This is a genomic window from Streptococcus sp. WM07, from assembly GCF_004570525.1.
Lineage (GTDB): Bacteria > Bacillota > Bacilli > Lactobacillales > Streptococcaceae > Streptococcus.
Genome location: NZ_SPPZ01000008.1, coordinates 1 through 26766, shown reverse-complemented (window position 1 = coordinate 26766; position 26766 = coordinate 1). Strand labels below are relative to the sequence as shown.

General features: G+C 40.6%; 19 protein-coding genes and 2 pseudogenes. 4 read left to right on the top strand and 17 right to left on the bottom strand.

The annotated features are described in order from the left end of the window. Nucleotides 1-12 precede the first annotated feature (12 nt). From asp3 to E4T71_RS10460, 5 genes are all read right to left on the bottom strand, one after another. Entirely contained in the window at nucleotides 13-552 is a 540-nt protein-coding gene (asp3, locus tag E4T71_RS02120) for an accessory Sec system protein Asp3 (RefSeq protein WP_167758457.1), read from the bottom strand. Further along, nucleotides 549-2126 (bottom strand): accessory Sec system protein Asp2, encoded by a 1578-nt coding sequence (asp2, locus tag E4T71_RS02115; RefSeq protein WP_135036157.1) that lies wholly within the window; start codon nucleotides 2124-2126, stop codon nucleotides 549-551. Before asp2 ends, asp3 begins: the two co-directional genes overlap by 4 nt. Continuing rightward, nucleotides 2123-3706, bottom strand: a complete 1584-nt coding sequence (asp1, locus tag E4T71_RS02110) for an accessory Sec system protein Asp1 (RefSeq protein WP_135036154.1) — start codon at nucleotides 3704-3706, stop codon at nucleotides 2123-2125. Before asp1 ends, asp2 begins: the two co-directional genes overlap by 4 nt. Before the next feature lie 16 nt (nucleotides 3707-3722). Then, nucleotides 3723-4985, bottom strand: coding sequence for an accessory Sec system protein translocase subunit SecY2 (gene secY2 / locus E4T71_RS02105; protein WP_135036151.1), 1263 nt, complete (start codon nucleotides 4983-4985; stop codon nucleotides 3723-3725). Nucleotides 4986-5248: 263 nt separating this feature from the next. Further along, the gene (locus tag E4T71_RS10460; RefSeq protein ID WP_306766718.1) at nucleotides 5249-5404 is read right to left on the bottom strand and encodes an LPXTG cell wall anchor domain-containing protein; all 156 of its coding nucleotides are present in this window, start codon (nucleotides 5402-5404) and stop codon (nucleotides 5249-5251) included. A gap of 10 nt (nucleotides 5405-5414) precedes the next feature. Here E4T71_RS10460 and E4T71_RS10455 point away from each other — a divergent pair, with 10 nt between their 5' ends. After that, nucleotides 5415-8729, top strand: coding sequence for a hypothetical protein (locus E4T71_RS10455; RefSeq protein WP_306766717.1), 3315 nt, complete (start codon nucleotides 5415-5417; stop codon nucleotides 8727-8729). Nucleotides 8730-10468: 1739 nt separating this feature from the next. On the opposite strand, the pseudogene E4T71_RS10450 reads toward E4T71_RS10455, so the two are convergent. The 11 genes and pseudogenes from E4T71_RS10450 to E4T71_RS02050 form a co-directional block, all read right to left on the bottom strand. Then, nucleotides 10469-10576: pseudogene (locus E4T71_RS10450) on the bottom strand (KxYKxGKxW signal peptide domain-containing protein); the annotation flags it as partial. Between the two features lie 351 nt (nucleotides 10577-10927). Continuing rightward, the gene (locus E4T71_RS02095; RefSeq protein ID WP_135036149.1) at nucleotides 10928-11803 is read right to left on the bottom strand and encodes a glycosyltransferase family 2 protein; all 876 of its coding nucleotides are present in this window, start codon (nucleotides 11801-11803) and stop codon (nucleotides 10928-10930) included. Next, complete coding sequence (locus E4T71_RS02090) at nucleotides 11804-13549, bottom strand: SP_1767 family glycosyltransferase (RefSeq protein ID WP_135036146.1); 1746 nt, start codon at nucleotides 13547-13549, stop codon at nucleotides 11804-11806. An 8-nt stretch (nucleotides 13550-13557) separates the two neighbouring features. Further along, complete coding sequence (locus E4T71_RS02085; RefSeq protein ID WP_167758456.1) at nucleotides 13558-14550, bottom strand: sugar transferase; 993 nt, start codon at nucleotides 14548-14550, stop codon at nucleotides 13558-13560. Continuing rightward, on the bottom strand, nucleotides 14547-15422 hold the full coding sequence (locus E4T71_RS02080) for a glycosyltransferase family 2 protein (protein WP_135036143.1): 876 nt from the start codon (nucleotides 15420-15422) through the stop codon (nucleotides 14547-14549). The genes E4T71_RS02085 and E4T71_RS02080 overlap by 4 nt, the downstream gene beginning before the upstream one ends. Before the next feature lie 11 nt (nucleotides 15423-15433). Then, the gene (locus E4T71_RS02075; protein ID WP_135036140.1) at nucleotides 15434-15784 is read right to left on the bottom strand and encodes a thiol reductase thioredoxin; all 351 of its coding nucleotides are present in this window, start codon (nucleotides 15782-15784) and stop codon (nucleotides 15434-15436) included. A 393-nt stretch (nucleotides 15785-16177) separates the two neighbouring features. Next, nucleotides 16178-17215 (bottom strand): alcohol dehydrogenase catalytic domain-containing protein, encoded by a 1038-nt coding sequence (locus E4T71_RS02070; RefSeq protein WP_135036137.1) that lies wholly within the window; start codon nucleotides 17213-17215, stop codon nucleotides 16178-16180. A 115-nt stretch (nucleotides 17216-17330) separates the two neighbouring features. Continuing rightward, entirely contained in the window at nucleotides 17331-17660 is a 330-nt protein-coding gene (locus E4T71_RS02065; RefSeq protein WP_135036134.1) for a GNAT family N-acetyltransferase, read from the bottom strand. Between the two features lie 36 nt (nucleotides 17661-17696). Continuing rightward, nucleotides 17697-19064, bottom strand: a complete 1368-nt coding sequence (locus E4T71_RS02060) for a M20/M25/M40 family metallo-hydrolase (protein ID WP_135036131.1) — start codon at nucleotides 19062-19064, stop codon at nucleotides 17697-17699. An 87-nt stretch (nucleotides 19065-19151) separates the two neighbouring features. Next, nucleotides 19152-20234: a hypothetical protein gene (locus E4T71_RS02055; protein WP_135036128.1), complete on the bottom strand. Its 1083-nt coding sequence runs from the start codon at nucleotides 20232-20234 to the stop codon at nucleotides 19152-19154. Between the two features lie 46 nt (nucleotides 20235-20280). Next, on the bottom strand, nucleotides 20281-21540 hold the full coding sequence (locus tag E4T71_RS02050) for a LysM domain-containing protein (RefSeq protein ID WP_135036125.1): 1260 nt from the start codon (nucleotides 21538-21540) through the stop codon (nucleotides 20281-20283). Between the two features lie 152 nt (nucleotides 21541-21692). Here E4T71_RS02050 and E4T71_RS02045 point away from each other — a divergent pair. The 3 genes and pseudogenes from E4T71_RS02045 (at nucleotide 21693) to E4T71_RS02035 (ending at nucleotide 24668) form a co-directional block, all read left to right on the top strand. After that, nucleotides 21693-23165 (top strand): annotated as a pseudogene (locus E4T71_RS02045) (ATP-binding cassette domain-containing protein). Between the two features lie 68 nt (nucleotides 23166-23233). After that, nucleotides 23234-23995 carry a polyphosphate polymerase domain-containing protein gene (locus E4T71_RS02040; RefSeq protein WP_135036122.1) on the top strand — a complete coding sequence of 254 codons (762 nt, stop codon included), beginning with the start codon at nucleotides 23234-23236 and terminating at the stop codon, nucleotides 23993-23995. Next, complete coding sequence (locus E4T71_RS02035) at nucleotides 23976-24668, top strand: DUF4956 domain-containing protein (RefSeq protein ID WP_135036119.1); 693 nt, start codon at nucleotides 23976-23978, stop codon at nucleotides 24666-24668. The genes E4T71_RS02040 and E4T71_RS02035 overlap by 20 nt, the downstream gene beginning before the upstream one ends. Before the next feature lie 424 nt (nucleotides 24669-25092). Here the strand turns inward: E4T71_RS02035 and E4T71_RS02030 are convergent. Next, nucleotides 25093-26766: Rib/alpha-like domain-containing protein (locus E4T71_RS02030; RefSeq protein ID WP_135036116.1), on the bottom strand; the 1674-nt coding region annotated here is incomplete at its 5' end.

Below are 26766 nucleotides of genomic sequence, written 5' to 3'. Positions count from 1 at the left end.
CAGTTTCATTCATTAGATGGTTTTAATAAGATTTTGGACTAGGTCCAAATCACTTGGAAGCTGATGAGAGAGATAACGCTTTTCCAGTGGTTTATCCAATTTAAAAGGATCCGCCTCCTCCATCGCATAAATTGAAAAACCTTCAAATAAAAGCTGACTCGCTCCTGCACTTCTAATCGTAACTAAGTAGGTAAAAGCATCAATTGGATAATGAATATAATCTTGATAAGTCCGTAATACTTCAAAACCAATCTGCTCTCCTTGACGGTTAAAATAAGCAAATTCTAGAAAAAAGCGTCCCTCTGGTTTAGTTTCAATAGCAATTTCAATCCGATAACGATGGCCTGGAACAAGAAGAGGCAAAGCTGGGGAACTACGTTTGCCTTGGTAATTTGTAGAGGAATAAAACCGGCAAATGACCTTGCCTGAAGCCATTACACCATTTTCAAAAGACACACCTCTATCGGTAAAGACTAAACTCGTTCCATATAGATAAGCATCCCCATTATAAACCTGACTCCAGGTAATCCGATGTATTAGTTCTTTACTCATCCATACTTCCTTCCATACCCATTCTCCAATAACTGGACATACTGCTTCATAAACCATCTATTAATCGCTCGACTATTGTCGTTATGACGGCCCTCATATCCCTTCGTATAAATATGAGTTCCTTGTTCAGTTAATGCTTCTAATAACATAGCTGTCGCTTTACCGTCATAATCATCATTTTCCATGTAGGCAATTGCAAAAGTAGTCTCCGCAAAGCTAGATTGCTTAAACTTATCCCAAAATTTCTGATTCAATTGCTCCATGTCCTGCTTTTGAGCTCCCCCAGTGACATTGAGCAAAACATCTGCACTTGTCTCAAATTCATCAGGTCTTTTTAGCTTGATAGCAGCTACCGTATCACCTACATTTGTAAACGGTTTTCCAATAACAACTGCATAGGGATTGAAATCAGACGCATAATAAAGAGCTCCGAAAGTTCCCATGGATAAACCCGATAAAATAAGATCTGATTGTTGAAAACCTAAATAATCTAAAGATTCCTGAATTACCTCTACCACTTTGGCTTCCAATTCAGGTGAACCAATATAAAAGCCACCACCTTCTAAGCGCGGATCCCCAATCAACAGAAAAGGACCTTTCAGGGACTTCATGATTCCATAACCCTCAAATCCCTCAGCAGTTCGAAAACCTGAAAAATAAACATTCAAAGGTGGCTTCAGATCCCCAGGATTGAAATAATAAATCAACTCCTGTTTTTTAGAATCGCTGAAACGTTCCCCACCTAGAACAAATTGTCCCATCCCGATACGGGAATACCGCCAATGAAGAGGTCCAAATCCCAACTCGCCTGTTCCCTTGGCCCAGACTGAGATGGCATAAAAACCAATTTCTTCATCAGGGGGAAGAATATAGGGAGTCTCCAATTGATCCTCGCTTAATACAATCGGTTCCAAAAAATCATGCAGGCTTCCCTTTCGCATCGGAGTAAGTTCCAAATAAATCTCTGGATTTCCTGCTACTTTAAAATATTCCAACCAAATTTCAAGGGCTACAGGAAAGGTTCCCAAATTATAACGGAAGGTTAGTAAAGGGGTAAAATCTTGGCCAAACTCTCCCTGCAAATGAACAGCTACGTGACCATCATAAAAGACGTTCCCTTGAAATTGTTCACTAACATCAATATCCGGTACTTTTAGTTTCGCACCGTATTGACTCCCAAAGTGTGTGAGATAAAGATAGTCAATCTTTGTTTGCAAATCTCCCACAACTTCGAGCTTCCGTAGCATTTTTCGCCTAAATATCCCAAAAGGACTTCCTTCCGGCAGGGAAACTCCCGTATCCACATAAAGACCATAGGCTTCCACACAATTCATAAGGGGAGTCAAACTTTCTTCAGCTAGTGAGCTTGTAATCACAACAGCATCAAAGTACAAACGTACTTTCGGCAGTGAGCTTCCGTCTTCCATTTTCGGTAAACGATTCCGAGCTTGTTCTGTCAGTTCCTCTAACAACGCTGGAATATCTTCTGCTTCCGTACAGTACCACTCCATATCCTCCGGTAAAACAATCTCTTGATTGACCCAAGAAGAGGCACCAATTTGTAAGATTTTCATGTTCTTTCTTCCTTATCTAATAATTCATGCCACTGATGAAGGATACGACCACTTGTATAATCTACCATTTTCTGAACCGAATAAACCAAGGAACGATTCCAGTTTGCTAATCCCTCTAAATAAAAATGTAAGGCTTCTTCTAAATTTTCCTCTGGATGAAGAATCCAACCATTTTTCTTATGACTAACAAAGTCTGTCTCGACCTGATTAATCTGAGGAACCCCCGCTGAAATACTAGCAATCTGAGTATAGAGATCAGGTTCTACTCCCAAATCAAGCACCAAACGTGCAGAATCTAAAGCTGTAATAATATCATTTTCATTTGTTAGTAAATGAAAATGAATTCGTGACAGCTCCATCTCCTCATCTTCTTCCAATTGGTTTTCATTTCCAGTATCTGCTACTTGAAAAAAATCCTCTGCATTGTAATGACTATAGATTCGCTGATTAATCCACTCTTCTACTATTTTTGTATTACGAGAACGGTCAAAGGTTACTAATGATAGAGCTACATCATCATGCTGCGCCATAAAATCTAACAAAACTTCTAGCACAAGAAATAGTTCCGATTCTGTCAAAGAATCCATATAAAAATACAGGATCTGCTCTTTTATCATTTGGCTATGTCCCAATCGCAGACGTGTATCATAAGGAGGTACACGTAAAAGCGCTTTTGGCTGCTGGTACACGACTTGCATCCATTGCCGTAGCTTTTCTTCTTGTTTTTTAGTATCAACAACCAATAAGTTCGCTTGTTCAACTAACTGTTGGCTCGAATCTTCCACTTCAAATTGAAAACGGTCCCCAAAAAAGGAAACAACTTTCTGCTGCTTAGGAAATACTTGAAGCATTAACTCATTGTGCTGAGAATGACTCGCAATCACCAACGTATCCTGATCATCCATCACCTGTTGCTTTAAAAGTTCCAAACGTTCTTCCATTAGTGAAGACCAAGACTGGTAAAACTTCTGTTGAAACAGATGGTCTGCATAAGGATTCACTTCAATCTGTCCTTCTAAAGATCCCTGTAAGTATTCACGTACCTGCCAGACACCACTTTCATTGAGATAATCCTGATACCATTCTTGCTCCTGCTCATCAAAATAGAGAATAGAAGATAGGAAGCCTCGGTCGTCAAAAAGATACTGTTTGCTCACCCTATCATCTTCTAAAAATTCAATAAAGAAAAGATTTCCATCTTGAGCAAAATGAATTCTTGCAATATCTTTTTGATTCACTCGTGCTAAAACAGCAAAGGGACTGTATAGAAATTGTGTCCCTTTTGGCCAACGCAGCTCTTTAAACGAAAAAGGCTTCACTGATACAGACGAAATATTTTGAATATCATCAAAGAATGACCAATACGGAATTGCAAGAAGGTCTTGTTTATGTAAGAAATAGCGCAGTTGAGGCTGATAATTTAAAATCAACAATCCAACTTCTTCTTGCCCCTGATGAAACATTTTAATCTGGTGAACTGTATCATCAAAGGTCATACGTTCTAAAACGCGAAACCAGATTTGAGTCTGATGGTACCAAGGACGATTCGCATTGTACCAAGATGGAATGAAATAAAACATGCTAAACTCCCGACTTCTAAATGACATTCTGGTAGTTTTTCCAACTTTGAATAGTGTCTACTTGTTCAACAACTCCCAATAATAGGCTCGATACAATATAGGCATTGTTAATCAACAGAGCAATGCTAATACTACCATCATGTGTTCCTCTGACTACTAGAAATAATAAGGGCAAGCCTCCAATCAACAGAACTGTACAAGCTCCAAATTGAGCAAGACTAGAGACTTTTTTCTGAATATAGTCTTTTGTATCACGCCCCGGACGAATCCCTTCAATATAATCCCCGTTATTACGCATATTTCTGGCAATATCATAAGAATCATAGTTGTAATAAGCAAAACCAATCGATAAGATATACAAAAGAAACATATAAAAAATTGCTCCCGGTACCTGCGTCAAACTTAACTGGGTACTCAAGACTTTCAGCATCTCATTGGTCGGATAAAGGGAGCGTAGACCACTTAACAAATAAGCAGGTAACATCATCAAAGTCATTCCATACATGAAAGGCAAGGCTCCAGCCGGTGTTACTCGAATCGGTAAATAGCTTTTCTGATCATAGACCGTGTGAAGGGCTACCCTTCGAATTGGTATTCGGTATTCTCCTCTATACAGCGTAACCGTCAACAGAACTAACAAGCTATAGATTACCGCAAAAATCAACAATTGACCGAGTAACAGAAATGAAAATCCGGACTGTTCAGAGATAAAACGAATTCCATTCTCTATAAAAGAAAGAATCATATTCACCAAAATGATCATTGTCATACCACCTAGACCACGAACAGCATTTCTATTTCCTAACCACGTTAGAACAACGGATCCTACCACCAAAATTACAATCGTAATAAACCAGCTAACTTCTTTTCCTGATACACCCATAAAAGGCAGTTCAAGTAATTGGGCAGAAGCTGTTAAACCAAAAGCTTGAATAGCTGCAATGACTATCGATAATAACATTCGATAGTGATACATCTGAGCCTGAGTTTGATTTTTAAAGATATTAAAAACAGTAAAAAAGCGCCAAATAATAACAGTTGTCATCCAAGGACTCAATCCCAAGGAGAATAGCGTCAGACTACTAATCCGAGCTCCAGTCACCGTTGCAAGATTCTGCCAAATAGTATGATTTCCAAATTGTTGTAGTTGCTCATTTGTAATCAGGGCTGTCGGAACTGGTAAAAACCGTCCAATCATGTAAACCATCACAATCAACAAAGTCCAGATCATTTTACTACGCAGTAACTGATTGGCCAATGTACTTTTTAAATTTAACATAGTGAGGTCATCCTCATATTTCCTTTTTAAAATAAGTATAACATAAACAATCTCTGCCCTCTCCTAAAATAGCTAGAGAAGCTAATAGCTACAAGAATCATATTCTTGTCTAAATATCCTCTTTTTTATTTCTACACTGTAAATTTTGTAGCAACATGCATAGAGAGGCTGGAACAAAATGTTCCAGCCTCATTTTTCGTCTAACGATCATATGATTCGTCTAAAACCATACTATGCATATCTATTATGATCATTATCAGTCATTAATCGACTGCTTGGCCATCTTTTTTTCGTTTTTTCCGACCCAATAAAATCGCTGATAGAAGACCTAATCCCGCTAGGCTCATACCTGAAGAATCTTGATCTCCAGTATTTGGAAGACGATTAGCGACCGGTTTCTCACTTACGGATTCTGACACAGATTCTGAAATGGACTCGCTCACTGACTCGGAGACGGATTCTGAGATAGATTCGCTCACGGACTCTGATACAGATTCTGAAATGGACTCACTTACGGACTCTGATACAGACTCTGAAATGGATTCACTTACGGACTCTGACACAGATTCTGAGATAGACTCACTTACGGATTCTGACACAGATTCTGAAATGGACTCACTCACTGATTCTGACACAGATTCTGAAATGGACTCGCTTAATGACTCTGATGCAGATTCTGAAATGGACTCGCTCACTGACTCGGAGACGGATTCTGAGATAGACTCACTTACGGATTCTGATACAGATTCTGAAATGGACTCACTTACCGATTCTGACACAGATTCTGAGATAGACTCACTTACTGACTCTGACACAGATTCTGAAATTGACTCACTTACGGATTCCGATACAGATTCTGAGATAGACTCACTTACTGACTCTGAGACGGATTCTGAAATTGACTCGCTTAATGACTCTGAGACGGATTCTGAAATTGACTCACTTACGGATTCTGATACAGACTCGGAAATGGATTCACTTACGGATTCTGAGACAGATTCTGAAATGGACTCACTTACCGATTCTGATACAGATTCTGAGATAGACTCACTTACCGATTCTGACACGGATTCTGAGATAGATTCGCTCACAGACTCTGACACAGATTCTGAAATAGACTCACTCACGGACTCTGACACAGATTCTGAAATGGACTCACTTACGGATTCTGAGACAGATTCTGAGATAGACTCGCTTACTGACTCTGATACAGACTCTGAAATGGATTCACTCACTGATTCTGACACAGATTCTGAAATAGACTCACTTACCGATTCTGAGACTGATTCTGAGATAGACTCGCTTACGGACTCGGATACAGACTCTGAAATGGATTCACTTACGGATTCTGATACTGATTCTGAGATAGACTCACTTACGGATTCTGACACAGATTCTGAAATAGACTCACTCACGGACTCTGACACAGATTCTGAGATAGACTCACTTACCGATTCTGACACAGATTCTGAAATAGATTCACTTACGGACTCGGAGACTGATTCTGAAATAGATTCACTTACGGATTCTGATACAGATTCTGAAATGGATTCACTTACGGATTCTGAGACTGATTCTGAAATGGACTCACTTACGGATTCTGATACAGACTCTGAAATGGACTCACTTACGGATTCTGATACAGATTCTGAAATGGACTCACTTACGGACTCGGAGACAGACTCTGAAATGGATTCACTTACGGACTCTGACACAGATTCTGAGATAGACTCACTTACGGATTCTGACACAGATTCTGAAATGGATTCACTTACGGATTCTGATACAGACTCGGAAATTGACTCACTTACGGATTCTGATACAGATTCTGAAATGGACTCACTTACGGACTCGGATACAGATTCTGAAATAGACTCGCTTACGGACTCGGAGACTGATTCTGAGATGGACTCGCTTACGGACTCGGACACAGATTCTGAAATAGATTCACTTACGGACTCGGACACAGATTCTGAAATGGATTCACTTACGGATTCTGATACAGACTCTGAAATTGACTCACTTACGGATTCTGATACAGATTCTGAAATGGACTCACTTACGGATTCTGACACAGATTCTGAGATAGATTCACTTATGGATTCTGACACAGATTCTGACACAGATTCTGAAATTGACTCACTTACGGATTCCGATACAGATTCTGAGATAGACTCACTTACTGACTCGGAGACGGATTCTGAAATTGACTCGCTTACGGACTCGGAGACGGATTCTGAAATTGACTCACTTACGGATTCTGATACAGACTCTGAAATGGATTCACTTACGGATTCTGAGACTGATTCTGAAATGGATTCACTTACGGACTCTGACACAGATTCTGAAATAGACTCACTCACCGACTCTGACACAGATTCTGAGATAGACTCACTCACCGACTCTGACACAGACTCTGACATAGACTCACTTACCGATTCTGACACAGATTCTGAGATGGACTCGCTTACGGACTCGGATACAGACTCTGAAATGGATTCACTTACGGATTCTGAGACTGATTCTGAGATAGACTCACTTACGGATTCTGAGACTGATTCTGAAATAGACTCACTCACTGACTCTGACACAGATTCTGAGATAGACTCACTTACGGATTCTGAGATAGACTCACTTACCGATTCTGATACAGATTCTGAAATAGACTCACTTACCGATTCTGACACAGATTCTGAGATAGACTCACTTACCGATTCTGACACAGATTCTGAAATAGATTCACTTACGGACTCGGAGACTGATTCTGAAATAGATTCACTTACGGATTCTGATACAGATTCTGAAATGGATTCACTTACGGATTCTGATACAGACTCTGAAATTGACTCACTTACGGATTCTGATACAGATTCTGAAATTGACTCACTTACGGATTCTGACACAGATTCTGAGATAGATTCACTTATGGATTCTGACACAGATTCTGAAATAGACTCGCTCACTGATTCTGACACAGATTCTGAGATAGACTCGCTTACTGACTCTGATACAGACTCTGAAATTGACTCACTCACTGATTCTGACACAGATTCTGAGATAGATTCGCTTACTGACTCTGACACAGATTCAGAGATAGACTCACTTACTGATTCTGACACAGATTCTGAAATGGACTCGCTCACTGACTCGGATACAGATTCTGAAATTGACTCACTCACTGATTCTGATACAGATTCTGAGATGGACTCACTTACGGATTCTGATACTGACTCTGAAATTGACTCACTTACGGATTCTGATACAGACTCTGAAATTGACTCACTTACGGATTCTGATACTGACTCTGAGATTGATTCGCTCAATGACTCTGACACGGATTCTGAAATGGACTCGCTCACGGACTCGGAGACGGATTCTGAGATAGACTCACTTACGGATTCTGATACAGATTCTGAAATAGACTCACTTACGGACTCTGATACAGATTCTGAAATAGACTCACTTATCGATTCTGACACAGATTCTGAGATAGATTCGCTTACTGACTCTGACACAGATTCTGAGATAGACTCGCTTACTGACTCGGAGACGGATTCTGAGATGGACTCACTTACGGATTCTGATACTGACTCTAAGACAGATTCAGACATAGACTCACTTACCGATTCATATACAGATTCGGATATAGACATAGATACAGAATCACTGGTTGAAGTTGAGATAGATTCGGAGATAGACTCTGAAATAGAATGGGATACGGATTCTGAAATCGATAGACTTTGAGAATCTGAGTGACTGATGGACTCTGAAGCCGAAAGACTTTCAGAAGCCGAGTGAGACAAACTCTCAGAGCTAGAAACACTCATCGAAACAGATAAACTGCTTGAAGTCGAAAGTGATTGTGAAGCCATTACAGACTCTGAAGTTGATAATCTTTCAGAAGTAGAGAGTGAGGTGCTTTCAGATTCTGAAATACTGTAATCGTATCGGTATGTAATTACTGGGTTGGTCACCGTTAGAACACCTGTAGCCCCTCCTCCAGTGACTTCAACCATTTTCCCATGCTCCACGCTCACAGCTGCTGTGGTATAAGGTGAGTAACTCCAACCAGACTGTGTCAGTTCTGGAGCAGCCTGTTTCCCATCTGTATACACATGCTGAATTCTCTGCGTTACATAAACTGGTACATTATTAATATCTACTCGCGTAGATGTAGCAGGTCTCTGCTGGAATCCAAACAAACCAACAACAGTCCCATTCCCATTCGTTGTAGAAATACGAATACGAGCTTGATCTGGGATAATCGTTCCATCTTGAGTAAAGCGTAATTGAGAAGATAAAGTCCAGTTTCCAGTCGTCATGGTTTGACGGGCATCATTACCATAAACTAGGAGAGTCCGATCCACTACAGATCCGTTGCTATCAAACGTATTCACATAAATCTCATTTGCTTTATTAATAGATAGAGATAAATAATGTGCACTATTTGAATCTGTCACAACTGCAAAAGTGAAGAAGTCTTCATTCATATCCACCAATTTAATATTGTCCGGATATTTCTGCTCGACAGTATAACCTGCTACGGTAGCTGGAACAGCTTGATTTGGAAGACCAGAGACCACTGCTGAGCTTGTGTCGAGCATGAAACTCAACTTCCCATCTGGTGTTTGCTTCACAAGCTCTGCTGCTAAAGCTTGCGAGCTATTGCGTAAAGCTGATAAGGTTGTTTGAATTTCTGCTAGAGTAGCAGTAGAATCCCCTAAAATGGTTTTAGCAGCAACGATATCTCCTTGACTAACAGCTACTGCTTCTGCCAGGGATTCATTCGTTAAGTCAAAACGCTGTTCCTGAGCTAACTGTGTTAAAATTTCAGCACTTGATTTCGCTCTATTCAATTCTGCTAGACGATTATCACGCTCTGTTACCTGCTCAGTCTTCTCAGCTTGAGTTGTCTCTTTGCCAAAAGTCAATGATGCACGGTAACTTGCTGACTGACTCTCGCTCTCAGATAAAGAAAGTGATTCGGAACTTGAATGACTTTCAGATAGAGACAGAGATACTGAGCTCGAAGTTGAAGTTGAAATAGAAATCGATTCTGAAAGAGATAACGATTCTGAAGCAGATACAGACTCTGATTCACTAACTGAAACAGATGTAGATACAGAGGTAGATAAGGAAGCTGAATCTGAACCAGACTCTTGTAATACTGAGCTTTCAGACACATCTGACAGCGTATTTTGGAGAGAGGAAACCTGTTCGGATGAAGTAGAAACTACTGCATCTGTAGGCAAGGTTACTTCCTCAGCTGTTGTCAAATGTTCTGTACTTGTTTCAGATGCTACAACTGTCTCAGTCGCAAAGGCCTCATCCGTTCCTAAAGCAGCCCCACCAATCACTGCACCAAGAGCCCCAGCCCCTTTTAAGACAGTAGCTGGAGAGATTAATTTAGATGCCATTTCATCAGGGTTATATTTCTGAAGCGATTGCTCAGAAATTTTTGTCCTTGATTGGCCTAAAATAATGGAACCAACGCTAGACATAATCGTGCGGACCCAATGCTTACCTGATTTATGCATTTTAACACGAGTATGCCTATAAGATTCAACAGATTTTCCTTCTCTATGTTTCACTCACACACAACCTTTCAAAATAATGTAATGCCTTTATTATATATCTAAGCCTCATATTTTTCAATCAATTCAACTCATTTTTATAAGGAAATTTTCTTATAAAATCAAGAAAGGACTAACATTTCTTCGTGCTTTTTCACACAAATAATTCTTATTCCGAACACGAATCCAAAATCAAGGATCAATCATTCCTTTTAGTACGGGAACACCTATAAAAAAGAGGCCGACTTCAAATCTCGACCTCTTTATTTATAGTAGATAGATTCATATGTTTAGCAGCTAAGATAGAATCTCTAGAGACTTACTACAAAAACTAAAAACTTTTTAAAAGATTTGAAGCCAATCTTCTCTCTAAGACCATTTGTCCAGGATTTTCAGAGTTGTAAGACATTTTTGATAGTCTTGCATATCCCCTTTTGCCAATAGAGTTTCAATATGGTGCTCTAATCGCCAACGATAGGCACGTAATTCCTGTTTGACATCAAAACCAATTAATGACAAGATCAGCACACGTTCCTGAATACTGCGTAAAGGAAATACATACACCAACTCAACAGTACTGGTTACAGAGCTGGAACGTTTTCGATGAACATAACTTCCTACATGACTATAGACAATTTTATCTGCTAACAAGTACAATTTCCAAGTTGTATAATCATCTTCAACTTTTTCATCTTCTGGATAAATAATTCCCTCAAAGAGACTAGCCTTATACAATTTAGACCAGGGAACTGTAAATACCTGACTAAAGGAAAAACGTCCTTCATATTGATATTGAAACCATTCCGCAGGTGTATAGGTTTCTCGGAAATAATCTTCTTCCGTTAAATGAAAACGATAGGCCCCTCGGTCATCGATATACTCTGTAAAATTCGCAATTGAAATATCACTATCCGTCTCTTTCAAAGCCTGATACAAATATTCAATATGAGTTTCCTCTAGCCAATCATCATTATCTACAAATAGGACATAGTCACCTGTAATCAAAGGAAGAGCACTATTACGAGCAGCTCCAACTCCGCCACCACCAAGTTTTTTATGAACAACACGAATGCGTTGATCTTGTTGACGATACTGCTCACAGATGGCAGCAGAACCATCTGTAGATCCATCATTGATTAGGATAATTTCTAGATTCTGATAACTTTGTCGAACAATACTATCCAAACATTGTCGGAGATAAGGACCGGCATTAAAGACAGGAACAATCACCGTTATTTTTTCCATTTAGACCTCTTTCTGATGATTGTTAATTAAATCAAGTTTATTTTGCAAATGCTGATACACCTCAATTTGCCCACTAGATAAAGCATCGTCCCTGCACTTCTTCAAACGTTTAATGTAGGAATCCAAATGTTCAGTAACATCATAGCCTAGAGCCAGTAATAGGGCGATTCGCTCCTCAGCAATGGAAACCATACTCACAATATCCTCTCGCATCACATTTCGTGACAAACCAGTAGGACTCTGAGAGTAGTAATAAAGAGGTTGATTGATGAAGGTAATCCTTTTCGCTTTTAAATACGTTTTATAAATGGTCGCATCATCTTCTCGTAGGCGCCCTAATGGATAAGCAGTACCTTCCCACAAGGAACGCTTAAAGAGTTTCATCGGTGAAAAGGTGAATACCAAATGTAAATTATGTCGTCCCTGATTTTCTTGACGTAACCACTCCTGAACACTATAAGTTTCTTCAAAATACATCTCAGAAGTAATCGAAAATAGAAATGCTTGACGTTCTTCATTAAAAGACGTGAAATTACAAACAGAAATATCTGAACGATTGGTCACCAAGGCCTTGTGCAAAAGTTCCAAATAAGTAGCTTCCACAAAATCATCTGAGTCAATAAAGGTTACATATTCTCCTTTTGCTAAGCTAATCCCTAGATTTCTTGCGGCAGAAGGCCCCTGGTTTTCTTGATGCACTAATCGAATACGGGAGTCTTTATCCACGTACTCTTGACAAATAGCTACACTACCATCTGTCGAACCATCATTAATCAATAGCACTTCAAAATAGCTATAGGTTTGCTTCACAATAGAATCTAAGCAACGATGGAGATATGGCGCTACATTATAGACAGGAACAATAATCGAAATCAAACCCGTTGCTTCGATGTTATCCGCTTCAGTGATCACAGTTACTTCCTCCTCCACTCCAACTCGAGCCACAATTTGATGGACATACTCCACATCATGCTCCAGATCGATCTCCTCATCGTAATTAAACTCTGCTGTATGCTTATGGGATAACTTCACCTTGTAAGTTGCACCCATCTGAAACCATTCATATTCTGAATCAATATGCCCCAAATCAATCGCTTGATAGCCAGCCTTGCTCAAATCTCGTGCCAAAACCTTAGCTGTCGGCCCCAACATCAACAAAATAAGGCGATTGCCCGCTTTCTGACGCACAGTATGTAGAATTTCTTCATAATAAGCAAAAGCATTTCGTGAAGGACAAATAACCCGTTCAATCGACTGAGCATCTGCAAAAAGGTCATTGCCAACACCCGAGCGAGACGTTTCACCCTCTACGATTAACAAATCTCGCCCTTTCCACACGTCTTTCAAAGCCTCAAAGAAGCCTACTGCTTGACTTTTATCAACCAAATCAATATAAGGTCTCGAAATAAATGTCGATCCATACCATGGTGAATGACAATATTCTCGATAAAAATCTTGATATCTAGCAAAATGCTGATTCCAGAAACGAGTAGCATTGCCATTATAACGCTCCATATTTTGAAATACATCCGGTAAACAAACTAAAAAATTAGAAGTACTTGGTGTCTGTAGAATTTCTAAAAGAGCTTGAGCCAAATCAGGATCATAGTCTTGATAGGGAATGTTAGACCCTGTCATCATATCTACTTCGCCATCTCCGAAACGAGCAACGGATGCTCCATGCTCCTGGATAAGCTGAAGAGTCTCTAAAATAGATCCTACTTGAATCGATGCTAAATTCTTCATAATACTCCTTACTGACACAAGGCTTGAAAAACAGCCTCTGTCAAAAGACGACGGCTAAAAAATCCCTGTCTGATAAGAGGGTTAAAGGTTCGAACGCACTCTACCATCTGCCCATACTCCACTTCTGATAAGGATTGAATTCGCTCCACCGCTTCTTCGATACTTTCCACTACAAAACCAAGGTTATTATGCTTAATAATGTCCTGGTTAGCAATTCCCTTTTGAACAATTACTGGAATCCCTGCGGCTAAAAATGTCCCCAATTTATAAGGACAATAAAGAGTTTGGTAATCCTTATCATGATCATCCATCCAAACCAAGCCAAAGCCACCATGGGATAACTCCATTAGTAGTTCTTGATCCGGTTTATACCCTTTATAATTCACCTGTTCAGGTAGGGGTAACTGATGCCAGGTATACAGATTTAGCGGAATCGTGTACTGCCATTCCTTGACAAAGGAAAAACGTTCAGGAGAACCTGGAAAATGAATTTCCTTTTTAAAATGAGCTTCTGCTTGATAAGACTCGGTTGGATGATCCCACATTCCCTGGATTACTGTTTTTTGAACCGTTAAGCCGTGGGCACGTAGAACATCTAGCATTTTTTGACTTGGTGCGATAATAACGTCCGCTTTATTGTAATAAGCAATCGTTCGCTCCATCAAATAATAATTCCCTGCAAACATTAAAGGAACCATATCATGAATAAAAATTACAACCTTAATGTGGTAAGCTTTTAATTTATTCATAAATCTCTCATCAAAATCCGTAGTGTTCCAGGTAGGAGTTTGAAAAATCACGACATCTCCATGTCGTAGACCTGCTACAATGCCATCTAAACGCTTGCTCAGTTCACTAGACGTATCTGAATGTATATTGTAAGCATAGATTCCCAGTTCTCGGTATCCTAAATCTAAAGCAATATCCGTTACCATATTCTGGGCAATTTGAGCTGTACTTTGTGCTGCCTGTCCATTCAAATTTGTAATATAGACTCTCATTTTGTATCGTTTTCCAATAATTTCAATTTCAACTCTAAGTCTCTATAGGCTTCAATATCACCTGCTAACAGTTTGGCATCACGATTAACCTGAGCTCTCCACTTAAAAGCTGCTACTTCTTGGGATATATCAAACCCCAACATAGCCAGTACAGCTATCCGTTCTAAAACAGGCTCTACAGAAAAAATCTCTACTTTCTCAGCAGTCTGAGTCATACTGCTCTCATTAACCCGATAGACTAGACTAGCCCGATGCATGTAAGCGATCTTCTCACTGAGCAAATAAAGTTTCCAAGTACCTCGATCATCTTCACCAAATCGCCCTGTATAGTATAAAAAGTTTTCAAATAAGGACTTTTTATACAGTTTTCCCCAGGGAACTGTAAAACAACTGCTAAGATTGTGTGGTTGTCCATACTGATAACGGAACCATTCCTTAGGTGTTAACTCCAACTCATAGTAGTCCTGATCTGCAATATGAATTTCATACCGTTCTTCATCCATATAATAACGAGTGAAATTCGCAATAGCAATATCAGCCTGTGTCCGTTCCAATAACTCCACTAAATCTGCAATATGATTTGAGTCTATCCAATCGTCTTGGTCAATAAACAGAATGTACTCGCCTTGAGCCATATCTAGTCCAGTGTTGCGAGCTGCCCCAACTCCTTCATTCTGAGACTTATGGATAGCCTTAATCCGGGAATCTTTCAATTTCAACTGTTCAATCAATAGTGCTGACGAATCCTTGGAAGCATCATTAATCAAGAGAATCTCCAGATTTTGATAACTCTGATTACAAACACTTTCAACACACTCGCGAAGATACTTCTCTGCATTATAAACTGGAATAATAATACTTACCTTTTCCAAATAAGTTCCTCCTAGTTTTTCGTACAAATGAAAGCAGCTATAGCTTCCGGTGACAAGGATGAGTCACAAATGACTGCAACTTGTTGATCCTCGGCTACTAATAATCCCGGTACTGTCACAATTTGATACTTTGCTCTAAAAGCTTGTAAATCATGCCAGTCCGCTAAATTTTCACTGTCTAAAAAAGCGACCTCCAATTGCTGTTCTGCTTGTACTTGTGCTAATTTGGGAGCAAAAAATCGAGAATATGGACAAGATTCCCGTCCAATAAAGAGCACCAATTTTTCACCAGAGGCAATCTTATCCTCCACCTCTTTGGTCAGCATCTGTTTAAAATGAGCCACTGCCTGCTTAAAATCCATTTGTCTTCCCCTTCTTTTTCTTCTATTTTATAGGAAGCCCCCTTAAAATTCAAGGATGTAGATTTTCTAGTAGAGTCAAATTAGTCTCGGAAATTTGAAAAACAGGTTCAAATCTAGGAAGCAAGTGAATTTCAATTTATAGCTTCCCATCATTAGCTGAATATTCAACTTTTCAAAGCAGAATGATGCGTATAACTAGCTACAATTCTAGTTTTCATGTTAAGGGAACTTCTAAAAACTACCGATTCTTGCGGTATGACAAAGAGACTGGTTAAAAGTTCCAGTCTCCTTGTTGCTCAATATTCATTCTTTAATACAGCTTGCTATATAGGGCAGGACTATGAGCTCCAGCTAGACTTCACTAAATCCTTGCCCGCTCTCCCGACTCATTCTCTACTCCAAGATTAAGAGAGACTTGATAGACTTCCGCTGATCCATATCCTGATAAGCTTGATCAATCTCTTCCAAAGGATAAGATGTTGTAAAGACTTTTCCTGGATTGATCGCACCATCTAAAACTGCCTTTAAAAGCACCTGTTTATTATATGTTGTGACGGAGGCTGCACCCCCTCCAATGGTGATATTTTGGGCAAAAGTCGAACCCAAGGAATGCTTGTCATAATGGGGAACCCCCACATAACCAATTCGACCTCCATTATGCAAAACACCTAGAGCCTGGTCAATCGATGCTTCCGTTCCAACACATTCCAAGGCAGCATCTGCTCCACCACCTAAAATCTCTCGAACCTTAGCAATTCCTTCTGCACCTCGCTCCGCAACAATTGCCGTTGCGCCAAATTCAAGTGCCAAAGCCTGCCGATCTGCATGACGGCTCATCATGATAATTTGCGACGCCCCAAGCATTCGAGCTGCAATTACCGCACATTGACCTACAGCACCATCTCCAATAACAACGACTTTGTCTCCTGGTTTCACATTGGCCACACGCGCCGCATGGTAACCAGTCGGCATCACATCCGCTAAGGCTAATAGAGATTTAAGCATACCTTCTGAATAATCTGAAGGCTGACCTGGAATTTTCACCAAAGCCCAATTCGCATATTGAAATCGAATATATTCTGCTTGAACACCACCAGACCAGTTATCTCCAATATGGTGATCACATGTCCCATCAAATCCAGCACGGCAGGCATCACAATTCCCACAACCATGGGTAAACGGAGCAATCACAAAATCTCCTGGTTTTACGGTTGTAATATCAGAACCAACCTCTTCAACAATACCAATCGCCTCATGACCTGAATTCCGAGTTCCAGGCTGCATCGTCTCATCTCGATAACGCCATAAATCAGAACCACAGACACAAGTTCTCACAATTCGAATAATCGCATCTTGACTATCCTCAATCTGAGGCTTCTCACTCTCTACAAGGCCTACTTGACCTGGTTTTGCATAAACTGCTAATTTCATGTTCTTTATTCTCCATTTTTATCTATTTTCTCATAGGACATCCAAACTTGTTCCTGCCCCGTTGCAGGATCCATATCTCTTTTTACAACTTGAAATCCTTGCTTTTCATAGAATGTTATTGCTTTTTCATTTTTTCAAAAACAGAAAGGGATAAGGGCGACCGCTTCTCTTTCGCAAAACTTAAGAGCTGGCTCCCCACCCCTTGTCCTTGAAATTCCTGAGCCACAAACAAACCAGCCACATAGGAGCCTTGGAGGCCAATAAATCCCTGAATAAATCCAAAGTCCTCAGCCACATAAACTTCAGCTACATCTATAGCTTGAGCAACATGTAAAAGCTGGTCCTGCCAATAGGAAGCCTCAATAAATTCATGAGCCTCCAAATTCGTTGCCAACCAAATAGCGACTATCTTATCCAAATCCTCAGTACTTGCTTTTCGTATCATCTTTCTTTCAAAAAGGCGGCCTAAGCCACCTGCCTTTTATTCATAACTTGCAATCAAGGCCTGAACGAGTTCCACATGACTGACATAGTCGGCAATGCTAACATTTTCATCCCCAGCATGATCGCGACTATTCGCATTCCCCATTCCGAAGCCTGCAATTGGCACCTCTAAAGTTTCAAATACCGTGTGCATTGGTCCTGTCCCTGGTGAGGTCGGTAAAACTGCGACTCCTTCTGGAGTTAATTGCTCTGCCAACTCAATAACTCTGAGGATTGACGGTGCTGACATATCACTGCGATAGCTCTTCTCACCTAAGGTAAAGGCAACTCGAACCTGTTCAAAACCATGTTTTGCCAAATGTAATCGGATTTTCTCCAATACATCATACGGATCTAAACCAGGAACTAAACGAACTTCCATTTTAGCTTGGGCTTGAGCTGGAATAATTGTTTTAACTCCTTGACCCAAGTAACCCGTGGAAAGTCCTTCAATAGTGATAGAAGGTTCAAAATAAAGACGTTTTAAAAACTCACGACGCTCTTCCACTAAAACTGGCAAAGTCAAGCCATAAAGCTCTGTAACTGACGCCGGATTGGCTAAGGCATGTGACTCAACCAAAGCCAATTCTCGTTCATTCGGCTCTCGAACCTGATCATAAATGCCATCAATCAAGATACGACCATCAGTCGCTCTCATCGAATGAAGAGCTGATACCAAATACCAGGAAGCAGAATCGATGACCCCTCCATAGGAAGAATGGATATCCAAGGCTGCGGAATCCACCTGGAGATCAAAGGTCACAATCCCCTTGTTACCACCCGCTATCTCTAACTGGTGTAGTTGATTCCGATGCCCTTGCTCCCAGACTAACAAATCTGCCCCAACTAAGTCTGTTTTGTACTTGTCTAAATAGCGCTCCAAATCGACAGAAGCTGACTCTTCTGCACCTTCAACAATAAAAATCACATTGACCGGAAGACTACCACCAGACTCCGCTTGGTACTTCTTGAGGGCAGAGAGACGAGCTGTGATATGCCCCTTATCATCATCAACACCGCGACCATAGATAAAACCATCCCGCACACTAACTTCAAATGGCTTCCCAGTCCAAATCTGATCTCCATCCGCAGGAACTGTATCGTAATGATTATAAAAAATTAAGGTCTTAGCATCAGGTCGATTCGATAAAAACTTAGCCATCACAAAAGGCGCTGCATAAGAAGCGTCCAAAACAACCTCATCCGCTCCTGCTTCATAAAAATATTCTCGCAAAAGACTTGCAACATCCAAAAGCCCTATTTGCTGAGCAAAAATAGATTTCTTGGAAACCAATACTTTTAATTTTTCAAAGTACTCTTGAATAATGGCGTCTTCCTCAAAAATTCGCAACTTATCTTCAGACATGGTCATCCCTTCACTTTCATGATTTCAATACTATTATCCTAACATAGAGAACCAACTTTGACCAATTACCATCTTTGAAGAAGCTCATCATTTTTTCTTATGGTCAAACCCAGAAACCTCAATCCAACCTTCATCCAACACTTGACCGTTTAAAAGCAAACGCAAGCTATGCTGACCATTCCAATGTTTCCGTGTGGTTTTATCCACCCAGTCATAAGTCCACTGCCCCTGTAAAATAGTTGCCTCCCGATCTCTGAGCATAAACGTTTTGGACGACTGCTTGCCATTCGATTTCATAAAATCCACTTGCAACTCCAAACGCAAAGGTCCCTTTTGCGTCAATTGAACCTCATAGTCCAGAACCATGTGTTCTCCACTTTCAATCTGATTGGGAAAAGACCAAAAGACCCGCTCCACATCCTGCCGGCTCTCATAACCAAAAAGAGCAAGTGCCCGTGGATGTCCGGCCTTCAGCAAATTTCTCGCAGCTCGCTTGATAATCCAATCCGTCTCCTTGGAAGATCCCTGCCAGGATTCCAACAAATCTAACACTTGGTCTGGATGAATCCGTGTCCAGTCATTTAAATGATTGGCTACAGACTTTCGAACATAAAGAGAAGAATCCCCCTTTAATGTTTCTAGTAGCGCCCAAATCTGAAGCCGATACTGATCTAAACCTGAAATTTTTTTACCCCAAGGTAAATTTGGACGCAAGCCCTCACTTGCTAAACGTCGATGATGCTCATTCGAAGACACTGCCCAAAACTTCATTTGCTCAAAAGTATTAAGAAAATCCAACATCAAAAAAGGGCGGATGGCAAACTCCGCTGAAGACGACTCCGTTAAAACCTCAAGTGTCTGCATAGAAGCCTGAAAATCCTCTAACCCAAAAAGAGAAACTAAATCTGGAAGAAACAACCAAGTAAAACCTTGAACTTTGGAGCCCACCTCCTGCAAAAAAGAAGCAACCTGATGAAAAGGACGTGCCAAACACACCATCAATACACGCGCCAAACGCTCATGGCGCTCCCTCAGAGTGAGCTCTTCCCACCCATCTTTCTGAACATCCGTTAAAAATGTGGCAGTCGGAAATGTAGATTCAACCGCCTCAAAAACAGCCGCAATCTCCTTTAACTTCTCCTCCGTATACATATCTCTTAAATCTGCCATAAAACCTCCAAAAAACAGCCAGCAAAAGCTGGCTGCATCATCTTTCTTATCCGTTAAAGGACACGTGTACATGGTCATAGTGGTTAGCTGTTACACTACCGCGATCTGGCATTAAATTCCAAGTATTAGCCGGACCATAAATATTATTCACTGGTGAATAGAAACGTTGTTGCCAAATAATATAAGAAATGTTTGCATTATTGATGTTATCAACAGCATATTGAGCAACTTGATTACCAAGAGCTGCATCGTTGTAGACCATTGCATCTACCGCAAGTCCACGTCCATGATCTTGGTCACCAGCACGGAATTTTGAATAATCCGTGATTCCAAACTGATTTGCAATATCTTGCATGAAGTTAGCGGCAACTGGCTGAAGACCAGAAGTATCAACCGGTGTAACCGTTTGAGCTGGTGCTGAAGGTTCAGCTACCGGTTGTTCTACAGGCTGAGCCGGAGTCTCAACTACATCATGGGAATGATCATGCTCGTGATCTGCAAGCAATTCTTCAGCTGGTTGAGTCGCTTCTTCAACAGGCTGTTCTACTGGTGCTGGAGTTTCAGCAACAGGAGCTGGAGCTGGGGCTTCTACAGCTGGAGCTGGGGCTGATTGTGCAGGCGCTGGAGCTTCTACAGCTGGAGCAGGTGCTGATTGTGCAGGCACTGGAGCTTCTACAACTGGTGCTGTCTGACTAGCTTCAACTACAGGAGCTGTAGACACTGCAGAAGTTTCAGCAGCAGGAACCTCGGAATCAGTACTTGCCGCCACAAAGTTCGTATTTACAACTTCAGAAGCTTGCTCTAAGGCTGGGTTTACTGCTGGCGGTTGAGTCGCCATATAAGTAGGACCCCTATCCTCTTCTACAATTGTTGCAACCGTTTGTGACATTGGAATCACCTGGTCTTGCGTATAGATTTCTTGAGTTGTCAAATCAACACTTGCCACATGAGAAGCAGGTCCCTCCACTTGTGGGTTAATCACTTCAAAAGTTAATGGTTGATTATTAGCATTCACCGTTACACGAAGCAACATTCCTGGCTGGATAACATTGACATTTTCAATCTGGTTCAAACGAGCTAGGACTGCCATATCAACACCCATAGCTTCAGCGATTTGTCCAAGAGTATCTCCATATTGAACTATATAAACTAAGGTATCATTCTCACGAACTAGGTTATCACGGATTTGTTCCGTTGTACGTGGAGTCCAGTTCCCATCTTGTTCCGTCGCTTGCGTATCATTATTTCCAGCAAATACTGAAAGAAGCAAGCTGGATGCAAGAATAATTTTTTTATTGAATTTCATGTTGTCTCGTTCTCTTTCTAAACTTTATAACTCTATCCTATCATAATTTTTTTCGAAAAAAAGCATCTCAAGCTCATCTTAAAAATACTGTGTTACTCCTGTAATTTTCTGTAACATATGATACATTAACACAGACTAAAAATCTTCGGAGACTGGTTTCCGATCTCAACCTCATCGTCGAAGCTGGTGATAAAATCGGTATTATCGGTGAGGAAGGAAATGGTAAATCCAGTCTTCTAAAAGTCCTGCTAGGCGATCAAACGCTAACTCCTTATTTAGAAATCAGTGGTCACATTCAACGAGATTATGCTGCCTCTGTTTATATTCCCCAGCAACTAGACCCCAAGTTCGAACAGCTAACCTTAAATGAATACTTCTTTGCAGATTCGGAGATCGACTTAGATTACGCGATCTTATACCGGCTTGCAGAGGAACTTCATTTTAACAGCGAACGTTTTGCGAGCTCCCAGACCCTAGCATCTTTATCGGGTGGCGAAAAACTCAAGGTACAACTCCTAAAGACCCTCTCATTCCGAGTGATATCATTTTCATGGACGAACCCTCTAATGACCTAGACTTAGAAACCCTGATTTGGTTAGAAAATTACCTAGCCCAGTGTCCACAAGCTATCCTTTTTGTATCCCACGACGAACAATTTTTAGAAAAACTAACCACTAAGATCATTCACTTAGAATCCTTTAAAAAACGAAAAATGGCGCAAACAACTGTTCAACAGTTGGACTACCAAGCCTATCGGGAAGGGCGAAAAGCTACCTACTACAAACAGCAAAAGCAAGCACAAAATAATCGCAAGGATTTTGATAAAGCACTCCAGCGTCATCAACGTCAAAAATCTCAGGTTCGTCACAATGTCCTCAATACCCACGATGCTACCGCGGGAAGATTGGCTGCCAAAAAAATGAAAAGTGTCCTTTCTAAAGAAAGAAATCTTGATCGCCAGCAAAAACAACTGACAGAAAGACCTCTTAACGAAGAGACGATTGAAATTTTCTTTTCTAATATTCAACCACTCCCCCAAATCTAAAATCATCCTTGATTTAAATCAGCTTCAACTGAAGCAACAAGTTCAAACTCTCATCCATGAGGTCAACCTACAAGTACGCGGACAAGAAAAAATTGGTTTGACTGGTGCGAATGGGGTAGGGAAATCTACCTTATTAAATATCATCTACCAGAAACTGCAGCATCAATCTGATCTACAATTAGGCTATATGCCCCAAAACTATAAGCTTTTTCTGGATATGGAATCCAATCCACTCAAATTTCTTCAAACTCAACAAACAGGGCAGGCGCAAACCTACCTAGCCAACCTCCAATTTAGCCGTGATGAAATGCACCAAGCCATCAAAGATTTATCAGGAGGTCAACAAGCCAAGATCTTACTAGCTAAGATGGTTTTAGATAAAGCAAATTTTCTAATTCTTGACGAACCAAGCCGCAACTTCTCCCCAACCTCTCAACCCGAAGTTCGCCAATTATTCCAACAGTACCCAGGGGGATTCATTTGCGTTTCCCATGATCGCCGATTTCTCTCCCAAGTTTGTGACAAACTTTATCAGGTCACTCCTCAGGGGCTAGAAGAACTCCCTTTTAGTTTTCTTTAACCTTTCCTTTAGCTTGCTTTAAGTCAAACTCGTTATTCTATTTTCAGAAAAAATGAAAGGGAATACCAATGGCAATCAAGATTATTCAGAAGCAATTTGAACGGATTGAAACCAAATATATTATTAAAAAAAGTTTGTTACCACAATTATTGGCAGATTTAAAAAGTTACATTGAAGAAGATACCTACGCCACTTCCACAATCACCAATATCTACTTTGATACCGAAAACTTTGACCTTATCCAAGATTCCATTGCTAAACAACATGCCCGAGAAAAAGTCCGCATGCGCATCTACGATGCAAATCCCCAAGCTACCAGTAAAGCCTTTTTAGAGATTAAAAAGAAAATTGATGGCATTGGCTATAAAAATCGTTTAACAGCTACTGCTAATACCATTGCAAGCTATGTTAGCACGAGCTTATCTCTCCTTGACGAATACCAAGACCTAGACATAGAGGAGCCAGTCCAATCAGATTTAACAACTATCCGAAAGCGTTACGGTCATATTCAACCCAAAATGTACATCTACTATGATCGCATTTCTTTCCGAGGTAAAAATGGTTCTGATGTCCGTATTACTATTGACCAAAATCTCCTGTATCGTGATTGGGACCTTTCCCTTTCTGCAGGTAAATTCGGAGCTGCTTTGTTAGATCCTTCTAAGGTCATTATGGAAGTAAAAGTTCCTGGTGAATGCCCACAATGGTTGACAGAAATCTTCAAAACATATGATATTGTACAAGAATCTTTCTCAAAATATGGAACGGCTTATCGCCTCGCTAATACCCTAAACAAGGAGGAGCTGACTCTTGCAAGAAACTCTATTTAATAGTGTCTTTACCTCCACAACTAACACCGTAAACGTTAATATCCTCTCACTTATCTCCAGTTTATTGGTAAGTCTCATTCTTGGAGTCATCTTAGCAACTGCCTACAAGTATCGCACCTTCTACACTAAAGAATTTGTCATGACTCTGACCTTGCTTCCAACCCTCATTGCCATGATTATTTTCATGGTCAATGGAAATCTAGGTGCCGGAGTTGCCGTTGCCGGTACCTTCAGCCTTATTCGCTTTCGTTCTGCAGCTGCCAGTTCAAAAGAACTCCTACTCATTTTTACTGCCACTGCAATCGGGCTAGCAACTGGAATGGGCTATTTACTTCTAGCCACCTGTTTTACCATTTTAATCTGTCTCGTGCTCTTTGGTTTAGAAAAATCAAGTTTTACCAAGGTCAATCGGAGTAAACGGATTCTGCACATTACCTTACCCCGTAACTATGATTATCATGAACTTTTAGAAAAAAACTTCCCCAATCATCACACAGATAGCCAATTAATTTCCCTTAAATCTCAGAAAAAAGGCAATCAGTTAATTCTCGAATACGATGTTGAGTTTGACGGTGAGATTCACGATAAGACTATCATGGACACCTTGACAGCCTTAGATCCAGAAGTTGAAATCACTATTACCAAAACCGCACAAAAACGCAAAACACTTTAAAAAGCTTAGGTCTAACTTAAACTTTTTTATTATAATTTAATGATTCCTCACAGCCCATAACAAGGCCACTCTTATTTCGTTTTTAATTGCCAATCTTATAGACATAGCCCATTATAAGCGAGTTCTGCTAGTTGCTCTGCAGCGATAGGGCTGCCAACAAAGTCATAGACTCAAAGGATAACTCCAGAGGGAAGGGTGTTTACTGTCTATTTATTGGGCGCTTACAACTAAACAACTATATCAGGAAAAAGAAATGGAAGCTCAAAGCCTTGTCAGCCACCAGCATAGCTGGTGGTTTTCTTGTTTTTCTCTTCGAGAAAAACTGGCTAGAAGCCACAACCAAAAAAGACCTCCCTGCTAGTTATACAACTAGCAAAAGGAAGTCTTTTAATCACCTCAAGGTAGAAAAACTAAACTATAAAGATTAGTCTTCTGTAAGACGACGTCTTGCTTTAAGACCAACCGCTCCTAGAAGCATTCCGACACCAAGAGCTACAGCACCTGCATTAGATTCCTCACCTGTGTTTGGTAGAGTTTCTTGGTCCATAGATTTAGTGTTCATTTGAGTCAATGACTCTTTGATCTCAGATTTTTGATCTGAAACTTGAGGTTTCATTTCTGGTTTCACCTCAGGTTTAGATGGATCAACAGGTTTTGTTGAAGTCACAATCTTAATAGTTACTTCAATCTTATCTTGAGATCCATCTGGGTAAGTCACAACCACAGTAACTAGCTTATCACCCGCTGTTGTAGTATCTACCGGTGTTTCAAAGGATACTTTCGTTCCTGCTGGTAACTCTGGAAGATTAGAAATAGACTTGTTAGGATCTGGTTGAGCTCCTACAAGCACTGATTGTTCTTGACCAACCGGCTTGTTCTTATCTGCGTCTGTACGTGGATCTTCAACCTTAACAGTTACCGGAACCTTATCTGTTGAACCATCTGGGTAAGTCACAACTACTACCGCTGGCTTATCGCCTGCTGTCTTAGTATCTACTGGACTTTCAAAGGATACTTTCGTTCCTGCTGGTAACTCTGGCAAGTTAGAGATTGATTTCTCCGCTGATGGTGTTTCACCAACCTTAACCGTTGGATCCGCTGGGTTTGGTTCATTGGTTTCAGCTTGCCTTGGAGTTTCAGAAACCTTGACAGTCACAGTAACCTTATCTGTTGAACTATCTGGATAAGTCACAACTACAGTAACTGGTTTGTTACCTGCTGTTGTCGTATCTACCGGTGTTTCAAAGGATACTTTCGTTCCTGCTGGTAACTCTGGAAGATTAGAAATAGACTTGTTAGGATCTGGTTGAGCTCCTACAAGCACTGATTGTTCTTGACCAACCAGCTTGTTCTTATCTGCGTCTGTACGTGAATCTTCAACCTTAACAGTCACAGTAACCTTATCTGTTGAACCATCTGGATAAGTCACAACTACAGTAACTGGTTTGTTACCTGCTGTTGTCGTATCCACTGGAGTTTCAAAGGATACTGTTGTGCCTTCTGGGAGAGATGGCAAGTTAGAGATTGATTTCTCCGCTGATGGGGTTTCACCAACCTTAACCGTTTGATCCGCCGGAGTTGGTTCATTACTATCAGCTTGCCTTGGATTTTCAGAAACCTTAACAGTCACTGGAACCTTATCTGTTGAACCATCTGGATAAGTCACAACTACAGTAACTGGTTTGTTACCTGCTGTTGTCGTATCCACTGGAGTTTCAAAGGATACTGTTGTGCCTGCTGGCAACTCTGGCAAGTTAGAGATTGACTTCTCTGCTGATGGGGTTTCACCAACCTTAACCGTTTGATCTGCCGGTGTTGGTTCATTACTATCAGCTTGCCTTGGAGTTTCAGAAACCTTAACCGTTACTGGAACCTTATCTTGAGAGCCATCTGGGTAAGTCACAACTACAGTAGCTGGCTTATCCCCTGCTGTCTCAGTATCTACTGGACTTTCAAAGGATACTGTTGTGCCTTCTGGGAGAGATGGCAAGTTAGAGATTGACTTCTCTGCTGATGGGGTTTCACCAACCTTAACCGTTTGATCCGCCGGAGTTGGTTCATTACTATCAGCTTGCCTTGGATTTTCAGAAACCTTAAC

What these genes read in the sequence shown, in the direction of transcription:
- asp3 (WP_167758457.1), bottom strand. Translation starts at nt 552, where the DNA reads ATGAGTAAAGAACTAATACATCGGATTACCTGGAGTCAGGTTTATAAT.
- asp2 (WP_135036157.1), bottom strand. Translation starts at nt 2,126, where the DNA reads ATGAAAATCTTACAAATTGGTGCCTCTTCTTGGGTCAATCAAGAGATT.
- asp1 (WP_135036154.1), bottom strand. Translation starts at nt 3,706, where the DNA reads ATGTTTTATTTCATTCCATCTTGGTACAATGCGAATCGTCCTTGGTAC.
- secY2 (WP_135036151.1), bottom strand. Translation starts at nt 4,985, where the DNA reads ATGTTAAATTTAAAAAGTACATTGGCCAATCAGTTACTGCGTAGTAAA.
- E4T71_RS10455 (WP_306766717.1), top strand. Translation starts at nt 5,415, where the DNA reads ATGGACTCGCTCACTGACTCGGAGACGGATTCTGAGATAGATTCGCTC.
- E4T71_RS02095 (WP_135036149.1), bottom strand. Translation starts at nt 11,803, where the DNA reads ATGGAAAAAATAACGGTGATTGTTCCTGTCTTTAATGCCGGTCCTTAT.
- E4T71_RS02090 (WP_135036146.1), bottom strand. Translation starts at nt 13,549, where the DNA reads ATGAAGAATTTAGCATCGATTCAAGTAGGATCTATTTTAGAGACTCTT.
- E4T71_RS02085 (WP_167758456.1), bottom strand. Translation starts at nt 14,550, where the DNA reads ATGAGAGTCTATATTACAAATTTGAATGGACAGGCAGCACAAAGTACA.
- E4T71_RS02075 (WP_135036140.1), bottom strand. Translation starts at nt 15,784, where the DNA reads ATGGATTTTAAGCAGGCAGTGGCTCATTTTAAACAGATGCTGACCAAA.
- E4T71_RS02070 (WP_135036137.1), bottom strand. Translation starts at nt 17,215, where the DNA reads ATGAAATTAGCAGTTTATGCAAAACCAGGTCAAGTAGGCCTTGTAGAG.
- E4T71_RS02065 (WP_135036134.1), bottom strand. Translation starts at nt 17,660, where the DNA reads ATGATACGAAAAGCAAGTACTGAGGATTTGGATAAGATAGTCGCTATT.
- E4T71_RS02060 (WP_135036131.1), bottom strand. Translation starts at nt 19,064, where the DNA reads ATGTCTGAAGATAAGTTGCGAATTTTTGAGGAAGACGCCATTATTCAA.
- E4T71_RS02055 (WP_135036128.1), bottom strand. Translation starts at nt 20,234, where the DNA reads ATGGCAGATTTAAGAGATATGTATACGGAGGAGAAGTTAAAGGAGATT.
- E4T71_RS02050 (WP_135036125.1), bottom strand. Translation starts at nt 21,540, where the DNA reads ATGAAATTCAATAAAAAAATTATTCTTGCATCCAGCTTGCTTCTTTCA.
- E4T71_RS02040 (WP_135036122.1), top strand. Translation starts at nt 23,234, where the DNA reads ATGGCAATCAAGATTATTCAGAAGCAATTTGAACGGATTGAAACCAAA.